18 protein-coding genes are annotated in these 16,019 nt (G+C 65.8%); 7 read left to right on the top strand and 11 right to left on the bottom strand.

Translation table 11 applies throughout. The features are described 5' to 3' along the window. Nucleotides 1–48 precede the first annotated feature (48 nt). Nucleotides 49–285: a hypothetical protein gene (locus CZ674_RS00360; protein WP_143244572.1), complete on the top strand. Its 237-nt coding sequence runs from the start codon at nt 49–51 to the stop codon at nt 283–285. Continuing rightward, entirely contained in the window at nt 282–1,721 is a 1,440-nt protein-coding gene (locus CZ674_RS00355; protein ID WP_086989957.1) for a hypothetical protein, read from the top strand. The genes CZ674_RS00360 and CZ674_RS00355 overlap by 4 nt, the downstream gene beginning before the upstream one ends. A 5-nt stretch (nt 1,722–1,726) precedes the next feature. On the opposite strand, the gene CZ674_RS00350 is transcribed toward CZ674_RS00355, so the two are convergent. From CZ674_RS00350 to rpsF, 9 genes are all read right to left on the bottom strand, one after another. Next, nucleotides 1,727–2,530: a sulfurtransferase gene (locus CZ674_RS00350; RefSeq protein ID WP_200810016.1), complete on the bottom strand. Its 804-nt coding sequence runs from the start codon at nt 2,528–2,530 to the stop codon at nt 1,727–1,729. Nucleotides 2,531–2,551: 21 nt separating this feature from the next. Then, on the bottom strand, nt 2,552–3,127 hold the full coding sequence (locus CZ674_RS00345; RefSeq protein WP_086989954.1) for a hypothetical protein: 576 nt from the start codon (nt 3,125–3,127) through the stop codon (nt 2,552–2,554). Continuing rightward, nucleotides 3,105–3,359 carry a hypothetical protein gene (locus tag CZ674_RS00340; RefSeq protein WP_086989951.1) on the bottom strand — a complete coding sequence of 85 codons (255 nt, stop codon included), beginning with the start codon at nt 3,357–3,359 and terminating at the stop codon, nt 3,105–3,107. The genes CZ674_RS00345 and CZ674_RS00340 overlap by 23 nt, the downstream gene beginning before the upstream one ends. Then, nucleotides 3,359–3,946 (bottom strand): hypothetical protein, encoded by a 588-nt coding sequence (locus tag CZ674_RS00335; protein WP_086989948.1) that lies wholly within the window; start codon nt 3,944–3,946, stop codon nt 3,359–3,361. Before CZ674_RS00335 ends, CZ674_RS00340 begins: the two co-directional genes overlap by 1 nt. A gap of 53 nt (nt 3,947–3,999) precedes the next feature. Beyond that, nucleotides 4,000–5,427 (bottom strand): replicative DNA helicase, encoded by a 1,428-nt coding sequence (gene dnaB / locus CZ674_RS00330; protein WP_086989945.1) that lies wholly within the window; start codon nt 5,425–5,427, stop codon nt 4,000–4,002. 299 nt (nt 5,428–5,726) lie between these two features. Next, entirely contained in the window at nt 5,727–6,179 is a 453-nt protein-coding gene (gene rplI / locus CZ674_RS00325) for a 50S ribosomal protein L9 (protein WP_086989942.1), read from the bottom strand. Between the two features lie 11 nt (nt 6,180–6,190). Then, entirely contained in the window at nt 6,191–6,445 is a 255-nt protein-coding gene (gene rpsR / locus CZ674_RS00320) for a 30S ribosomal protein S18 (RefSeq protein WP_086989938.1), read from the bottom strand. Nucleotides 6,446–6,466: 21 nt separating this feature from the next. Continuing rightward, on the bottom strand, nt 6,467–7,021 hold the full coding sequence (locus CZ674_RS00315) for a single-stranded DNA-binding protein (RefSeq protein ID WP_086989934.1): 555 nt from the start codon (nt 7,019–7,021) through the stop codon (nt 6,467–6,469). Between the two features lie 5 nt (nt 7,022–7,026). Further along, the gene (rpsF, locus tag CZ674_RS00310) at nt 7,027–7,398 is read right to left on the bottom strand and encodes a 30S ribosomal protein S6 (RefSeq protein ID WP_086989931.1); all 372 of its coding nucleotides are present in this window, start codon (nt 7,396–7,398) and stop codon (nt 7,027–7,029) included. Between the two features lie 195 nt (nt 7,399–7,593). Here rpsF and CZ674_RS00305 point away from each other — a divergent pair, with 195 nt between their 5' ends. Beyond that, nucleotides 7,594–8,517 (top strand): hypothetical protein, encoded by a 924-nt coding sequence (locus CZ674_RS00305; protein ID WP_143244571.1) that lies wholly within the window; start codon nt 7,594–7,596, stop codon nt 8,515–8,517. Here the strand turns inward: CZ674_RS00305 and CZ674_RS00300 are convergent. Both CZ674_RS00300 and CZ674_RS00295 read right to left on the bottom strand, forming a co-directional pair. Continuing rightward, the gene (locus CZ674_RS00300) at nt 8,497–9,543 is read right to left on the bottom strand and encodes a P1 family peptidase (protein ID WP_086990240.1); all 1,047 of its coding nucleotides are present in this window, start codon (nt 9,541–9,543) and stop codon (nt 8,497–8,499) included. The genes CZ674_RS00305 and CZ674_RS00300 overlap by 21 nt on opposite strands. Next, nucleotides 9,543–10,970, bottom strand: coding sequence for a CCA tRNA nucleotidyltransferase (locus CZ674_RS00295; protein WP_086989925.1), 1,428 nt, complete (start codon nt 10,968–10,970; stop codon nt 9,543–9,545). Before CZ674_RS00295 ends, CZ674_RS00300 begins: the two co-directional genes overlap by 1 nt. A 66-nt stretch (nt 10,971–11,036) precedes the next feature. Here CZ674_RS00295 and CZ674_RS00290 point away from each other — a divergent pair, with 66 nt between their 5' ends. The 4 genes from CZ674_RS00290 (at nt 11,037) to trxA (ending at nt 16,019) form a co-directional block, all read left to right on the top strand. Continuing rightward, nucleotides 11,037–13,028 carry a DUF6049 family protein gene (locus CZ674_RS00290; RefSeq protein ID WP_143244570.1) on the top strand — a complete coding sequence of 664 codons (1,992 nt, stop codon included), beginning with the start codon at nt 11,037–11,039 and terminating at the stop codon, nt 13,026–13,028. After that, entirely contained in the window at nt 13,025–14,659 is a 1,635-nt protein-coding gene (murJ, locus tag CZ674_RS00285; RefSeq protein WP_086989919.1) for a murein biosynthesis integral membrane protein MurJ, read from the top strand. Before CZ674_RS00290 ends, murJ begins: the two co-directional genes overlap by 4 nt. Before the next feature lie 53 nt (nt 14,660–14,712). Beyond that, nucleotides 14,713–15,633: a thioredoxin-disulfide reductase gene (gene trxB, locus CZ674_RS00280; RefSeq protein ID WP_086989916.1), complete on the top strand. Its 921-nt coding sequence runs from the start codon at nt 14,713–14,715 to the stop codon at nt 15,631–15,633. Nucleotides 15,634–15,707: 74 nt separating this feature from the next. Then, complete coding sequence (gene trxA, locus CZ674_RS00275) at nt 15,708–16,019, top strand: thioredoxin (RefSeq protein ID WP_086989913.1); 312 nt, start codon at nt 15,708–15,710, stop codon at nt 16,017–16,019.

Raw genomic sequence — 16,019 nt, 5'->3', positions numbered from 1 at the left:
CGTCTGAACGGATGCGCGGGTGCCGCCGTGCGCCGCACCATCGTCTTCATGACGCACACACCAGTCTCCTCTCGGCCGGTCGAACTCGATCAGGCAGCAGCCCTGCTGCACCAGTGCAAGGCCGCGCTCGAAGGCGCGAGTCGCCACATGCCGGTGATGGCAGTCGACTGGTTCGGCCCCGCGAGCGATCTCTGGCGGACTCGGTCCGATCAGCTGCGCACCGAGATCGACGAGGCTGTCGATGCCGCCCGGATCGCAGCCGAGCAGATCCAGGTCGTGCCGTGAGCGCCTACGGCTCAGGCGACGCAACCCACGAAGTCCTCGCGAGCGCCCTGTTCAATACGGTCGACGGTGTGCTTCGTGCGCGCTCGATGGCGCTCGCCGCCCCATCGTGCGCAGCGGCCGCCCCGGGCGTGGGGCCAGCAACGCTCGCCGATCGGCAGGTCGAGCTGGTCGTGACGCTCGCAGATCAGCTCGCGAGGCGGCTGGCGACGCACGCCTTCGCGACCCGTTGGGCGGGGGCCGCCTACAGTGACGCCGAGGCGTTCGTGCATGCGCAGATCGACTCGCTGTCAGACGTGGTCGGCTCGTTCATGGGCACCATGCTTCGGCCGCTCGTGCTCGGCGCGCTGCTCGGAGGCGCCGGCCTCACCGGGTGGGCGGCTGCGCTCGGCTGGGCGTTCGACCAGGTGCTCGCGAATCCCATCGCCGGGCCCATCCTGCAGCAGGTCATCAACCCGGTGCAGGCGCTGCTCGACTCTGCGTGGCAGACGCTGCAGTCAGCCTTCGGGCCCTACCTCGGCCAGATGCTCATGGCCGCAGTCGAAGACCCGACCCTGGTCGACATCGGCGGCTGGATCGCCAGTGGCGTCGACAACTTCGTGCTGTCGACCTTGGGCGGCGTGCCGTACGGGGGCGAAGACATGGATGGCATCAAGACGATCCTCGCGCTGCTGCTGCCCATCGCCACGGGAGGCACACGGCTGGGCATGAACCGCATTACGCCCCGTCAGACCGAGGCCACGAGTCACCATGCTTCGGCCGACGCACCGGAGCCCGTCGCCGGCTACGCAGACGGCTTCGACCAGATCGTCTCGCAGGCCGACGACATCGTGATCAACGCCTACGAGATGCCCGACGGCAGCATCCGCTACCAGGTGTTCGTGCAGGGAACCCAGAACTGGTCGATGGGCGACGGCGAATCCGCGTTCGATCTGCAGTCGAACCTCGAGAATGCCGCGAGCGCCGATCAGCTCTACGGCACAGCATTCGGACTCGAGCAGGCGATGCTGGATGCGGGCATCCAGCCAGGCGACGACGTCGACCTCTTCGGGTACTCGCAGGGAGGCATGGCAACCACCCTGGTCGCCGCGAACGGCACCTTCAACGTGAACTCGCTGACCACCTATGGGGCGCCGACGGGCTGGGTCGACACACCCGATGACCTCAACTGGACGCAGATCCAGCTCGCGCAGGACATCGTGCCGAACATCGCCGGCGGCCAGCAGCTCTCGAACGGCGGCACGCTCATTGAGATCGACAGCCTGGTCGAGGCAGACAGTCCGATCGGCTACCACCTGTCGGATGCCTACGAACCGGCACTCGCGTGGCTCGAAGCGTCAGGCGACACCGCGGCCCTGGCGCAGATGCGACAGCGCGCGAACGAGCTCATCGGGGCCACTGCGGTGAGCACCGCTTCGTATGAGCTCGATCGCGAGTGAGGGCGCTACTCGCCGACTGCGACCGGGCGACCCGAGTTCTCGGCACCCCAGTCAGCCCACGAGCCGTCGTAGACAGACACGTGCTTGTGGCCGGCGAGGGTCGCGGCCAGAGCGATGACGCATGCGGTCACGCCTGATCCGCAACTTGCCGTGAGCGGCTGCTCGGCGGAATCGACGTGCTCTGCGATGCGCTTGCGCAGCTCACTCGCCGGCAGCATGTGGCCGTCGACCTCGAGCTCGGTGAAGGGGAGGCTCTTGGCGCCAGGGATGTGGCCTGCGCGCACGCCCTCGCGGGGGTCTTCGACCTCGCCCGTGAACCGCTCTGCTGAGCGCGCATCCAGCACCGGATCACCGGCACTGAGTCGACGCTCGACGAAACGGGCGTTGCGGAATCTCGTCGACTCCCAGCTGATGTCGACGTCGCCTTCGCGGCCGAGGTTCTCGGCGACCGGCGCGACCTCGTGACCAGCTGCCTGCCAAGCAGGAAGACCACCGTCGAGCACGGCCGCGCGGATGCCGGCTGCTCGCAGCATCCACCAGGCGCGGGCAGACGAGAAGATGCCGTCAGCGTCATAGGCCACGACGCGGTCGCCCGCCTTGAGGCCGAGTGCTCGCAGCTCACGCTCGAACTGCCTGGGCGGCAGCATGTCGTGCACGCCGCGCGACAGCACGCCGTCGATGTCGAAGCGGACCGCGCCCGGAATGCCGGCCTCTTGATTCGCCGAGCCCATCACACTCGCGTCGACAACCACCAGATCATTTCGATCAAGGCGCTTTGCCAGCCATTCGACGTCAACCAGGTGCTTCACTCGGATCCCCTATTCATCGGTTCAGTCTCGCGGGAACGACGTGATGATGTGGTCAGTGTCGAGCCCCACGCCAACGACGACAGGCCAGCTCTGCACCACTTCACCACCCTCATCGACGTATTCCAGCACGATCAGATAGTTGGCGATGTCGTCGCGGTACATCTCGACCTCTGACGGCGCTTCGAGCGCCATGTCGATCGCGAACCACGCGACGTCTTCCCAGCTCGAGTCGACGAGGTCGGCGATCTCGCCGAAGTCGCCGGTGTGGCCGTCGGCGATGTGCCTGAAGCCTGCTCCGGCAGCATTGCCGCACGTCATGACGCCGACGCCGCCGTCGATGCCGAGGTCTGGCCACTCGACCCTGTCGAACTCGGCAAGCTCGGTGCGTCCGGCGTCGCTGCCGCACGCCTCTTCGGGGTTGTCGACGTCTTGAGCCACGGGGTCGAACACCTGGCCTGCCGCGACGAGGTGCGGACCCTCGATCGAGGTCTGGTCTGCAGCCTCGGTGGGCGACTCAGATGCAGTCGCCTGGCACCCGCTGAGCAGCAGGGCGCCGATTGCCAGAACCGTGAGGCTACTCGCCCGCTTCTTCTTCACGCTTCGCGGCTTCGAGCTTGTTCTTGTCGATGTCTTTGTTGATGACCAGCAGCAGCGTCGCCAGCGTGATGAGGCAGACGACGAATGCGACGAGCGCGAACACGGTGACCAGCAGCCAGTTGCGGCTGACCAGCAGCACGACCAGCCCGGTGAAGATCGCCGCGACGGCGGCGAACCCCAGATACTCGGTGGGCTTCATCCGATCTCGGAATGTGGGCCTGTTCTCGTTCATCACTGCACCTCGCTCATTGTGCGCGTCGCCTTGGCTCCAAGGGCACTCGAGGCTGCACCGATCAGCAGGAAGACACCGATCACGGCGGCATACGCGCCGAGCAGCCCGGTCAGCGACACGGGGTCATTCAGGCCGACGACAGGGCTGAGCGCCATGAGGCCGGCATACGCGAGGGTCACGATGGCGACGAATCGCCAGTCTCGTGCGCCCTCGACTTCGTGCTGCGCGGCCTTCTTCGACGCGAACAGCTCGATGACTCCAGACGCAGCGGCCCACACGATCAGCAGCGTCAGCAGCGGCGCGGCCTCAGGGGCGGTGAACAGCAGAACGGCAGCGGCCACGGCTGCGACAGCATGCACTGCGGCAAGCGCGAGCATGTGGCCGCGGGCGGGGCCGGCCTTGGCAGACAAGATGAAGATGGATGCGGCAGACAGGCCGAACAGCGCAAGTGCTGTGACGAGCCCGACGACTGCCGAGTGGTCTTGCACGAAGACGACAGCGATGCCGACCGCGAGGGCCGAGCCGGCGCGGACGGCAGACAGCAGCCACGCGCGCGAAGCACGGGTCGAAATCTGGTCGGTCGTCACTCCAGCCATCGTACTGCGATTTGACGCAGGAGGAGAAACGGATGCGGTGGGCGTCATCCCTCTGGAGGCGGCGGTGGCGCACCGAACGAGGCGCCGGCATCGACCTGAGCCAGATCGGCGAAGCGCTGCAGGTGACCGTGGAACGCGAGCGGAATCGTCTTGGTAGGTCCGCCACGGTGCTTGGCGATGATGAGGTCGGCTTCGCCCGGTCGAACGTCGCGGTCGTACGCGTCTTCGCGGTGCAGCAGCATCACCATGTCGGCGTCCTGCTCGATCGAGCCCGACTCGCGAAGGTCTGAGATCTGCGGCTTGCGGTCGCTGCGGGCTTCTGCGTTTCGGTTGAGCTGTGACAGCGCGATGACCGGAACCTGCAGCTCTTTCGAGAGCAGCTTGAGCGAACGCGAGAACTCCGAGACCTCCTGCTGCCTCGACTCGACCTTCTTGCCGCTCGACATCAGCTGGAGGTAGTCGATGATGACCATCTTCAGCCCCTTCTGCTGCTTGAGGCGACGGCACTTCGCCCGGATCTCGACCAGCGTCATGTTGGGAGAGTCGTCGATGTAGAGGGGTGCATCGTGGATGCGCCCGCGAACCTGGGCGAGCGTCTTCCAATCGCGGCTCTCGACGTTGCCCTTTCGCAGCTTGGTCATGTGGATGTTCGACTCGGCGCTGAGCAGCTTGAGCGCGATCTCGCTGCGCCCCATCTCAAGCGAGAAGAACGCGGCAGGCATGTCGTGCTTGATCGCGGCGCTTCGTGCGAAGTCGAGGGCGAGCGTCGACTTTCCCATACCGGGCCTTGCGGCGATGATGATCATCTGCCCGGCCTTGAGGCCGTTCGTCAGCTCGTCGAGCTCGGCGAAGCCGGTCGGCACGCCGATCATCTGCCCGTCGAGGCCCTGCGCCTTCTCGATCTCGTCGAGGGCAGAGGTGACCGCCTCAGACAGCGGAACGTAGTCGTTCTGGCCCTCGTCGCCCATGACCCCGTAGATCTCGGACTGCGCGTGGTTGACCAGCTCGGTGACTTCGCCCTCGGACGCGTAGCCCATCTGCACGATGCGGGTGCCAGCCTCGACGAGTCGGCGCAGCACGCTGCGCTCGGCCACGATCTCGGCGTAGTAGCCCGCGTTGGCGGCCGTCGGCACCGTCGAGGTGAGTGAGTGCAGGTAGTCGATGCCGCCTGCACGCGTGAGCTGGCCGGTCTTGGTCAGCTCGTCGGCGACCGCAATGACGTCGATGGGCTCGCCGTGCGAGTACAGGCTCAGGATCGCTTCGAAGATGACCGAGTGCTTGGGCACGTAGAAGTCTGTCGACTTGACCGCCTCGAGCACGTCGGCAGTGGCGTCTTTCGAGAGCAGCATGCCGCCGATGGCCGACTGCTCTGCCAGCACGTCGTGCGGGGGCGTGCGCTCATGCTGCGTCGACGCAGAAGACGGTGAGGAGGGGTATGCATCCGTGTCGGGCTCGTATGCCAGATCGGTCATTGGCGCTCCTTCCTGAAACCTTTGAACACGCTAGCGCCAGCCACTGACACGGCCAACCAGCCCTGTGGAGAGGCTGTGGACAACTCGCGTCAAATCGCGAAGAAGTTCGCGCGTGTCTGTGGATAGAACTGTGAGTCATTGTGAAAAACGATAGTCAAAGCGGCTCTGACCGGGTGTTTTGTTATGCACATTGTTGTGCACAAAGTTGGCTGAAGTCCACGTTGAGACTTGTGGAGAGCTCCGCACAAGCGAAGGAGCACTCCCTGAGACAGGGAGTGCTCCACGAGGGTGAGACAGCGCTACTTGGCTGCTACGACCTCGAGCTTGATGTTCGCAATGATGCCGTCGCGAAGCTTCGCGGTGGCCTCGTACGATCCGACCGTCTTGATGGTCGTGCCGAGCTCGATGACACGCTTGTCGATGCTGCCGAGGCCAGCGGCCTCGACTGCGTCAGCGATGTCCTTGGTCTGCACCGAGCCGAACAGGCGGCCCTCAGCACCGGTCTTGACTGCAACGCGCAGCGGACCAGCCTCGAGCTTTGCCTTGAGGTCCTTGGCCTCTTCGACGGTTGCGTGCTCGCGAGCTGCGCGTGCCGTCTTGATCTGCTCGACCTGCTTCTCGCCGCCGCGCGTCCACATGGTCGCGTAGCCCTGGGGAACCAGGTAGTTGCGTGCATAGCCGGCGCGGACGTCGATGACGTCGCCAGCGGAGCCGAGGCCTGACACCTCGTTCGTGAGAATTACCTTTGCCATTGCTCTGCTCCTCAGCGTCCTGCGCCCGAGTAGGGCAGCAATGCCATCTCGCGAGCGTTCTTGATTGCCTTGGCGATCAGGCGCTGCTCCTGCACCGAAACACCGGTGATGCGACGGGCACGGATCTTGCCGCGCTCCGAAATGAACTTCTTGAGCATGTTGACGTCTTTGTAGTCAATGACGCCGACCTTGATTGCCTTCGCGGGCGCGACGGGCTTGCCGCCCTTGGGCCCACGTGCTTTACGGCTCTGTGACCGTCCAGCCATGATTTCCTGCTTTCTTGAAAACTAAAACGGAGTTTCGTCACCGTGGAAGGTGCCGGGCGAGTTCCAGACGTCTCCGCCGCCTGAAGCACCAGCACCGCTGCCGCCGCCGGGCTGTGCCCATGCGTCGTTCTGCGCCTGCTGCTGCGGAGCTCCGCCGCCGAAGCCGCCGGAGTTCTGCTGTGCGCCACCCTGTCGACCCTGGCCGCCGCCGCCTGAAGCGCGGGTGACCTGAGCCGTCGCAAAGCGAAGCGAAGGACCGATCTCATCGATCTCGAGTTCGAGTGCCGTGCGGCGCTCGCCCTCTTTGGTCTCGTACGAACGCTGCTTCAGACGACCCTGCGCGATGACGCGCATGCCCTTCTGAAGGCTGTTCGCAACGTGCTCTGCGAAGTCACGCCATACGGATGCGCGGAGGAACAGCGCTTCGCCGTCCTTCCACTCACTCGTCGCACGGTCGAACGTGCGCGGCGTGGAGGCGATCGTGAAGTTCGCGACTGCCAGTCCGCCCTGCGTGTACCGCAGCTCGGGGTCGGCGGTCACGTTGCCGACCACTGTGATGATGGTCTCGCCAGCCATGTGGATTACTCCGTCTCTGCGACGTCGTTCTTGGTGTCTGCGACGTCGCTCTTTGCAGCTTCGTCATTCTCCGTCAGGTCGACAACGGCCTCGTCCTTGCGCAGAACCTTCGTGCGCATGACGGCCTCCGACAGCTTCAGCTGACGGTCGACTTCGGATGTCGTCTTGGCCTCTGCCTCGAAGTTGATGACGGCGTAGATGCCCTCATTCTTCTTCTGGATTTCATAGGCGAGACGACGACGGCCCCAGATGTCGACACTTTCCACGGTGCCGCCATCCTTGCGGATGACGTCGAGGAACTTGTCGAGCTGGGGTGCGACGGTGCGCTCGTCGACCTCTGGGTCGATGATCACCATCAGCTCGTACTTGGTTGACATGCTTCACCCACCTCCTTCGGACTCAGTACGGCTGCAGGACTTCTGCAGCAGGAGGGTTGTGCATGAGCGCGCACAAAGCGCGCAACCTGACTATGGTAGCGGGTCGCCGTGCCTCCACGCCACCCCGAGATTCTGCTGGCGGGATCATTCTGGCGACTGACGATGGCACACGGCTGCATCACTACTGTCGAGAGCATGATTGCAGACCCTGACGTGCCCAACCCGCTCGGGTCCGTTCAGACGGCGGTGAGAGGCCGAACAGGGCGCCGGCACTTCAGGACGGCACTGGTCTGGCTTGCGGCGGCGGTGCTCGCTGCGCATCTCGGCGGCCTCGTCGCCCCGTGGCTCTCCGGGGCAGCAGGCTGGTCGTGGTTCGCTCCTGTCGCCGTCGTCGCGCTCGTCATGCTCGGTTTGGGAGTACGGCAGCTCATCATCACCGTTCGGGAACAGCCGTCATGGCTGGGTGCGGCCATTGCCGCCGGAGTGGTCGCGGGCATCCTGGTGCTCACTTCGCCTGCCGCTGGGCTGATCGCGTTCATCCTCGGCATCGGCCACCTTGCCGGTCCGGTTGCAGCGGTCGCAGTCGGCGCGGTGCTGCTCGCCGTGAGACGACGACCCGGCCGTGCAGCCGGTTCTCGCCCATGGACTGCGGCCATCGCCGGTCTTGTCGCGGTCGTCGCTGTGCTCGCGATCGCCCTGATCGACACCTTCATGCTCCTGCCCATGCAGCTCGTGCCGGATCAGCCGCTCGAGTCGATCTACGCGCAGCTGGAGGCAGCCGGCGAGGCAGGCGGCCGCTGGATTCCCGTCGTCTGGGCCGCGCTCTGGGCTGTCGGAGCCGTCGTGCTCGCGATCGGGCTCATCAGGGCGCACACCTCGCGCCGGGTCGCGTCCGGCACCCTGCTCGCTGCGGCAGCCGTCGCTCTCGCGGGGCTGCCTGTCGCGCAGCTCGGCTTGGGCATGAACCTCGGAGACACCTTCGTCATCAGCAGCGGCTCGTCGTGGGCATTTCCCGCGATCATGCTGCTGGCCGCGCTCCTGGCCGCGGGCTCAGCCATGCTGCTGGCGTCTGCGTCATCGCGGGATGCGCGCTCGGCGTCAGTCGCGCATCCGCTCTGACTCGCGCATCCACTCGGCTCGGCGCAGCCGCTCGCGAACCGCGTCGATCGGCACCTGCCGGGCGGTGTTGCCGCGGAACCCCGTGCGCGTCGTCGCCTGCAGCAGCGAGTTGACGAGGGCCTCTTCAACGGCATCCATGGTGGCTTCGAACGCGGGCGAGAGCAGCGAGTCGTCGGGAGGCGAGCCCTCGGCGACCGAGAACGCAATCGCGTAGTCGCCGCTCCCCTGGGCGAAGTCTGAGCCGGTGCCGTGCATCGCGAAGATCGCGCGGTTCGCCACGCGAGAGAGCTGGCGGGCATCGAGCGGTGCATCGGTGGCCAGCACGATCATGCACGAGTTGCCGTCGCCGACAGCGGGCTCGGCTGCGAGCAGGTCGGCTGCCGGCATCGGAACACCCGCGATGCGAAGGGTTCCCGAGTAGTTGCTCTGCACTATGGCGCCGACCGTGTAATCACTCGCACCGACGCTGAAGACGCGCGAGGCCGTGCCGATGCCGCCCTTGTATCCGAGTGCCACAGTACCGGTGCCGGCTCCCACGCCGCCTTCTGCAACGGGGCCCGAGGCCGCCGCAGCCAGTGCCTCGCGCACGTGGCTCTCGCCGACCGGCCGCGAGCGGATGTCTGACAGGTAGCTGTCGTTGGTCTCGCCGACGACAGGGTTGAGGCTTCTGGTGGCTTCGTGACCGGGCTGTTCGAGCACCCAGGCGACCAGCGCATCCGCCGCTCGAAATGCCGAAAGCGTGCTGGTCAGCAGCACCGGGGTCTCGATGGCGCCGAGCTCTTGCAGCTGCGTCGCGCCGATGAGCTTGCCGTAGCCGTTGCCGACCGCGAGCCCCGCGGGCAGCCATCGGCGGTCTGCGTTCAGCTGGTCGGCGACGATCGCAGTGACGCCGGTGCTGAGGGTGTCGGTCTGCACGGTCGAGTGGCCGATGCGCACGCCTGCGACATCGGTGATCGCATTCAGCGACCCGCGCCGAAACGCGCCCGAGGCGACTCCGAGCTCGTGCAGGCGTGGTCTTGCGTTCATCAGCCGCGCTCCGCCCACCATTCGCGCAGCAGCTCGCTCGCGCGCTCGGCGCCCAGCGGGCCGTGATCCATGCGCGCTTCGAGCAGCATGCTGTAGGCCTCGCCGACTTCGCGGCCGGGCGGAATCTCGAGAATCTGCATGATCTGCTTGCCGTCGAGGTCGGGCCGCATCGAATCGAGCTCCTCCTGCTCGGCGAGCTCGGCAATTCGACGCTCGAGGTCGTCGTAGGCGAAGTCGAGCATGTCGGCCTTGCGCCGGTTGCGGGTCGTGACGTCAGACCGAGTCAGCACATGCAGACGCTCGAGCTCTGCTCCTGCATCGCGCACGTACCGCCGCACTGCCGCATCCGTCCACGATGCCTCTGAATATCCGAAGAACCGCAGGTGCAGCTCGATGAGCCGAGCGACCTGCTTGATCGTGTCGTTGTCGAAGCGCAGGGCACGCAGGCGCTTCTTGGCCATGCGCGACCCGACGAGGTCGTGGTTGTGAAACGAGACCGTGCGGCCCTCGACGCGCTTCGTCGCCGGCTTGCCGATGTCGTGCAGCAGGCCTGCGAGGCGCGAGACCAGGTCGGGCCCGGCCTCGGGGTTTCGGTCGCGCCACAGCCCGATCCCCTGCTGCAGCACCGTGATCGAGTGCTCGTAGACGTCTTTGTGGTGCGCGTGCTCATCGGCCTCGAGACTCAGCGCGGGCACCTCGGGCAGGAAGTGCTGCATGAGACCAGTCTCAGTGAGCAGGCGGATGCCCGGAGCCGGGTCGTCAGTCAGCAGCAGTTTCGAGAGCTCGTCGCGGATGCGCTCGGCTGAGATCCGCGTGATCTCGCCCGCGAGCTCGGCCATGACCGGCACGACGCGCGCCGCCGGCGTGAAGCCAAGCTGCGACGTGAACCTGGCGGCACGCAGCATGCGCAGCGGATCGTCGCGGAACGACTGCTCGGGCGAGCGAGGCGTGTCGAGGACGCCTGCGACGAGCTGCTCGAGGCCGCCGCCGACATCGACCAGCTGCTGCTGCGGAAGGCGCAGCGCCATCGCGTTGACCGCGAAGTCGCGCCGGATGAGGTCGTCTTCGAGCGACGAGCCGAACTCGACCTCGGGCTTGCGCGAGTCTCCGTCGTAGACATCGCTGCGGTACGTGGTGATCTCGAGCACCTGACCTGCCATGCGGCACGCGATGGTGCCGAACTCGCGACCGACGTCCCACTGCGCATCCGATATCGGCTTCACGATCTCGAGAATCGTGTCTGGCAGGGCGTTCGTCGTGAAATCGAGGTCGTGCACGGCAATGCCGAGAAACGCGTCGCGCACCGGGCCTCCGACGAGGGCAAGCTCGAGGCCGCGAGCCTCGAAGGCGCGGGCGAGCGTGGCGATGGGCTCGCTTTCGGCAAGGGAGCGCAGGCGCGACTGGGCTTCAGCAATGGCAACTGTCATGGCGTATCAAGTTTGCCACGCGCCGAGCACAGGGTCTGCCTCGCCTCGTGCTCGTACACTGATGCCATGCATTCGGTCGGCCGCGCTCTCGCCTCACTCGGTGCAGCGGCGCTGGTCGTCGCCGCCGCTGTGTTGCCCGCTCCGCCGGCAGGCGCAGCAGGCGACGTCGATGCCACAATCGGCGTCGCCACTCCGCAGATCGAAGCCGGAGACGACTTCGAGGTCAGCCTGCTGCTCGACAATGCCTCCTCCGAACCGGTCTCTGCCAGCTCGGCGCAGCTCGAGATCACCTACGGCACGGTCGACACGCGCTTCGCGCTCTCTTCGTGGCTCAACGACGAGAACGTGCTCGGAACCCGGCCCATCGCCGACGTCGAGATCCCGGTCGTCGGGGCAGGCTCGACCTATTCTTCTACGTTTCCGGTCGATGCAGACGACCTCGGACTCGGCGAGAACGCCCAGGCCGGCGCATACGGCCTGCGGCTGACTGTCGACGGCGCCACAGCAAGCACGCTCGTCGTGGTGGGCTCACCCGGCGGCGACCCTTCGATCACGCTCTCGACCGCAGCGCCCATCTCAACCCCGGTCACCGAAGAGGGCCTGCTCTCAGACGAGCAGCTGACAGCACTGACGAGCTCGGTCGGCAGCCTCAACCGTCAGCTGCGCACTGTCGCAGACCTTCCGATCTCGGTCGGCCTCGACCCCATGGTCGAGACATCTGTCGAGTTCGAAGGCGACGCCGCGCCTGAGTCAGCGGTCGAATGGGTCGATCAGGCAAACGACCTGCCGAACGCCTACAGCCTCCCCTACGCCATGAGCGACCGCACAGCCCAGCTCGCAGCCGGCCTCCAGCCGCTGCAGCCGCTCGGGGTTCCCGACAGCGAGGCGCTCACTGGCGAAGACACATACTTTCCGCCGCAGCTGCCGCACGACGATGTGACAGACCTGACCGGCCGATCCGTCGACACAGAGCTGCTGCAGGCTGTCGCCGACACCGGCATTCCTCTTCTCTCGACCAGTCAGATCAACGAAGACGAGCAGTACCCCACACCCGACGCCGGGGTCATGATCGGCGACCAGCAGGCTCTCGCAGCCGACAGCGAGCTGCTCGCATTGCTCGATTCCGCAGCGTCTGGCTACAGCGAAGCCGAGCGCAACGCCGGAAGCGCCGAGGCACTCGCCCTCATCGCCACGATCGCCCGCGAAGCGCCCAACACGCCTCGCAACCTGGCCGCGATCGTCGACGTCAGCGGCATCGGCGCCGAGCACCTGCTCACCACCCTCGACGGCTCCGACTGGGTGACGCTTGCACCGCTCTCCTCCGCGCTCGAGGCGCCGGCTAGAGACGCATCGCTGCGTCAGACTGACCCGACCGAGCTCGAGACGGCCCTCGAGGAGGGCGTCACAGCCGCACACGAAGCCGATGCCGAGATGGCGAGGTTCTCGCTGATCGCGACCCAGCCTCGCGAGCTGACGGTGCCGTTCCGCCTGAAGGTGCTCGCGGCCATGCACGTCGACGCGGCGACGACCCCCGCATCCGTCACGAGCAGCACGACCATGCTGGCAAGTGAGCTCGCCAATCTGCAAGACGGTGTGCAGGTGCTGCAGGGCAGCGACATCCACATCGTGGGGTCGAACGTGCAGCTGCCGATCGAGCTGGTCAACGATCTCGAAGTGGGGGCGGATGTGGTGGTCAAGCTGCGCACGACCAGCACCATCGTCGTCGTGTCTGAGGGTTCGACCGAGGTGACGATCGGTGCCGAGAGCTCGCAGCGCGTGCTGATGCCGGTCGAGGTGGTCGGATCAGGTGTCACGACCGCGATCGTCACGCTCGAGACGGCCGGCGGCCACCAGATCAGCGAGCCCGTCACCATCAATGTGCAGGCTCAGCCCAGTGTCGAGACGGTTATAGTCTGGCTTGGCGCTTCTGCTGTGGTGCTGCTGATCGGCTTCGGCCTGTGGCGGTCGCTGCGCAAGCGCGCTCAGGGCAAGGCGCTCGGCGACCTCGACGGCGCCCGCGTGCCGGGGCCGACACACAAGGAGTCTTCCGCACAGTGAACATCGGCAGGTCAAGCCTCATCCTCGCCAGCGGCACGATGATCTCGCGCGCCCTGGGGTTCGTGCGGTCGATGCTGCTCGCGATCACGCTGGGCTCAACGGGCTCGGAAGTCGCGTCGTCGTTCGGCATCGCCAACACCCTGCCGAACAACATCTACGCGCTGATCGGCGCCGGCCTGCTGAATGCGGTGCTCGTGCCGCTGATCGTGCGGCAGCTGCGCAATCGCGACGGCGGCCAGGCATACATCTCGAAGCTGCTGACGCTGTGCGTCACGGCATTCTTCGGCTTCACGATCATCATGACGCTGGCGACGCCCTTCCTCGTCTGGATCAACGCGTCGACCGGCGAGCGCGGCATGAGTCCAGAGGCCTATGACCTCGCCATCGCCCTCGGCTACTGGTGCATGCCGCAGATCTTCTTCTACGCCATCAGCACGCTGCTGGGCGAGATCTACAACGCTCGCGGCAAGTTCGGGCCCTTCACCTGGGCTCCAGTGGTCAACAATCTCGTCTCGATCGTCGGACTCGGCATCTTCCTGCTCATGTTCGGCATGGGAGAGATCAACGAGGATCCCGAGATCTGGGGCATCGATCGCATCGCCGCAATGGGCATCGTCACCACCGGCGGCGTCTTCATGCAGGCGCTCGTGCTCGTGCTGTTCTTCCGCAAGACCGGCCTCACGTTCCGCCCCGACTTCCGGTGGCGCGGCGTGGGGCTGCGGGCGACCGGCACGAAGGCGATGTGGCTGTTCGGCATCGTCGTCATCTCGCAGATCCTCGCGATCGTGCAGACCCGAGTCGCGACGCTGACCGACACCGAGGCCGGCCCCAGCCTCCTCACGATGTACAACGCCTGGTACGTCTTCCAGCTGCCGCACTCGATCATCGCGGTGTCGATCGCCATCGTGTACTTCACGCAGATGTCGACCTTTGCAGCCGACAACGACATCCCGAGGCTTCGTGCCGGTGTCGCCAACGCTCTCCGCGCGGTGGGCATGCTCACGACATTCGCGATGGTCGCCATCATCGTCATGGCGATTCCGTTCGCGCGTCTGTTCGAGCGCAGCTTCGAGCACTCGCTGGTCATGGGCGGCCTGATCATGGTCAACATGCTCGCGCTCGTGCCATTTAGCGGCCAATACGTGCTTGAACGGGTCTACTACGCCCTCGAAGACGTTCGAACGCCCTTCTTCACGCGCGTCGCTTTCATGCCGCTCATGCTTGTCGTGCTGCTGCTCTCGGCCCTGCTGCCGGGAGAGCATGTCATCCTCGGCATCACTGCTGGTCAGTCGCTGTATTACATCTGCTGGGGCGCTGCTTGGGTGTTCCTCGTGCGCCGCAAGATCGGCCCCTTCGGCATCCGTCATGTCGCTCAGCGCCACCTCGTGTATCTGGGGCTCTCGCTCGTCGCTGGCGCCGCTGGTGCTGGTGTCATCCACCTCTTCGGCGGATACACGGGCGGATGGGCGTACAACGGAGTCCCAACGGCCTTCGTCGCCTGCGCAGTCGCCGGTGTGGTGATGGCCGTCATCTACTTCGCTGCCCTGTACCTGATCCGCGATCGGGACTTCAGGCTGGTCGCCGACAGGGTCGTCGGAAAGCTGCGCGGGCGCGGCAGCGCGGCGGAATGATCCGCTACTAGACTCGGTTGTCGCAAGCACCGGCCAACGCTGAAGGAGCTCTCTTGCACGACGTCATCATCATCGGATCCGGTCCTGCCGGCTACACCGCAGCCATCTACGCGGCTCGGGCCAACCTCTCCCCTGTGCTCTTCGCATCCAGCGTCGAGTCCGGCGGCGACCTCATGACCACGACAGATGTCGAGAACTACCCCGGTTTTCCCACGGGCATCCAGGGCCCCGAGCTCATGTTCAACATGCAGCAGCAGGCCGAGCGCTTCGGCACCGAGGTGCGCCTCGAAGACGTCACGAGCCTCGAGCTCGACGGTGACGTCAAGAAGGTCTGGGTCGGAGAAGAGCTCTTCGAGACCAAGACGCTGATCTTCGCGACCGGCAGCGCGTACCGCAAGCTCGGCGTCGAGGGCGAAGAGCGGCTCAGCGGCCGCGGCATCTCGTGGTGCGCCACGTGCGACGGCTTCTTCTTCAAGGGCAAGAACCTGGTTGTCGTCGGCGGCGGAGACTCCGCCATGGAAGAGGCGATGTTCCTCACCACATTCGCCGACAAGGTCACCATCGTGCACCGCTCCGAGACGTTCCGCGCATCGCCCGTCATGCTCGACCGCGCCCGTGCGAACGAGAAGATCGAATTCATCACGAACTCCGCCGTCTCGCGTGTCATCGGCGAAGAGGCAGTGACCTCGCTCGAGCTCACCGACACCGTCACCGGTGCGACGAGCGAGATCGAGATCGACGGCCTGTTCATCGCGATCGGCTCCGACCCCCGCACGCACCTCATCCACGACAAGCTGACGCTCAACGACGACGGCACGATCGTGGTCGACGGTCGCTCGTCGAAGACCAACATCGAGGGCGTCTTCGCTGCCGGCGATGTCGTCGACGGCACGTACCGCCAGGCCGTGACTGCGGCTGCCTCTGGCATGGTTGCCGCGTTGGATGCGCAGCACCACCTCGAGGACCACGCCTAGCGAGTCCTCCCCCGCGGAATATGCGCGGGGCCGCCTCTGTTTCAACTCATGACGCCGACCTTTAGGAGAACAGCGTGAAGAACGTAACGAAAGACAGCTTCCAGGCAGATGTGCTCAACAGCGACAAGCCCGTGCTCGTCGACTTCTGGGCCGAGTGGTGTGGCCCGTGCCGCATGGTCGGACCCATCCTCGAGCAGATCGACGGTGAGACCGACAAGATCGAGATCGTGAAGGTCAACGTCGACGAGAACCCTGAGCTCGCTCAGCAGTTCCAGATCACATCGATCCCGAACATGAAGGTGTTCAAGGGCGGCGAAGTCGTCAAGGACATCATCGGCGCCAAGCCGAAGGCAGCCCTCGAGGCTGACCTCGCCGACTTCCTCTAG

Source organism: Agrococcus casei LMG 22410, from assembly GCF_900163565.1.
GTDB lineage: Bacteria > Actinomycetota > Actinomycetes > Actinomycetales > Microbacteriaceae > Agrococcus > Agrococcus casei.
Note: the sequence above shows the minus strand (reverse complement) of the source record. Positions and strands in the feature narration are given on the sequence as shown.

Excerpts from the sequence above, each read along its gene's own strand:
- CZ674_RS00295 (WP_086989925.1), bottom strand. The coding sequence starts at position 10,970 with ATGACAGTTGCCATTGCTGAAGCCCAGTCGCGCCTGCGCTCCCTTGCC.
- CZ674_RS00290 (WP_143244570.1), top strand. The coding sequence starts at position 11,037 with ATGCATTCGGTCGGCCGCGCTCTCGCCTCACTCGGTGCAGCGGCGCTG.
- CZ674_RS00305 (WP_143244571.1), top strand. The coding sequence starts at position 7,594 with ATGATTGCAGACCCTGACGTGCCCAACCCGCTCGGGTCCGTTCAGACG.
- rpsR (WP_086989938.1), bottom strand. The coding sequence starts at position 6,445 with ATGGCTGGACGGTCACAGAGCCGTAAAGCACGTGGGCCCAAGGGCGGC.
- dnaB (WP_086989945.1), bottom strand. The coding sequence starts at position 5,427 with ATGACCGATCTGGCATACGAGCCCGACACGGATGCATACCCCTCCTCA.
- CZ674_RS00360 (WP_143244572.1), top strand. The coding sequence starts at position 49 with ATGACGCACACACCAGTCTCCTCTCGGCCGGTCGAACTCGATCAGGCA.
- rplI (WP_086989942.1), bottom strand. The coding sequence starts at position 6,179 with ATGGCAAAGGTAATTCTCACGAACGAGGTGTCAGGCCTCGGCTCCGCT.
- CZ674_RS00300 (WP_086990240.1), bottom strand. The coding sequence starts at position 9,543 with ATGAACGCAAGACCACGCCTGCACGAGCTCGGAGTCGCCTCGGGCGCG.
- CZ674_RS00340 (WP_086989951.1), bottom strand. The coding sequence starts at position 3,359 with ATGAACGAGAACAGGCCCACATTCCGAGATCGGATGAAGCCCACCGAG.
- rpsF (WP_086989931.1), bottom strand. The coding sequence starts at position 7,398 with ATGTCAACCAAGTACGAGCTGATGGTGATCATCGACCCAGAGGTCGAC.
- CZ674_RS00315 (WP_086989934.1), bottom strand. The coding sequence starts at position 7,021 with ATGGCTGGCGAGACCATCATCACAGTGGTCGGCAACGTGACCGCCGAC.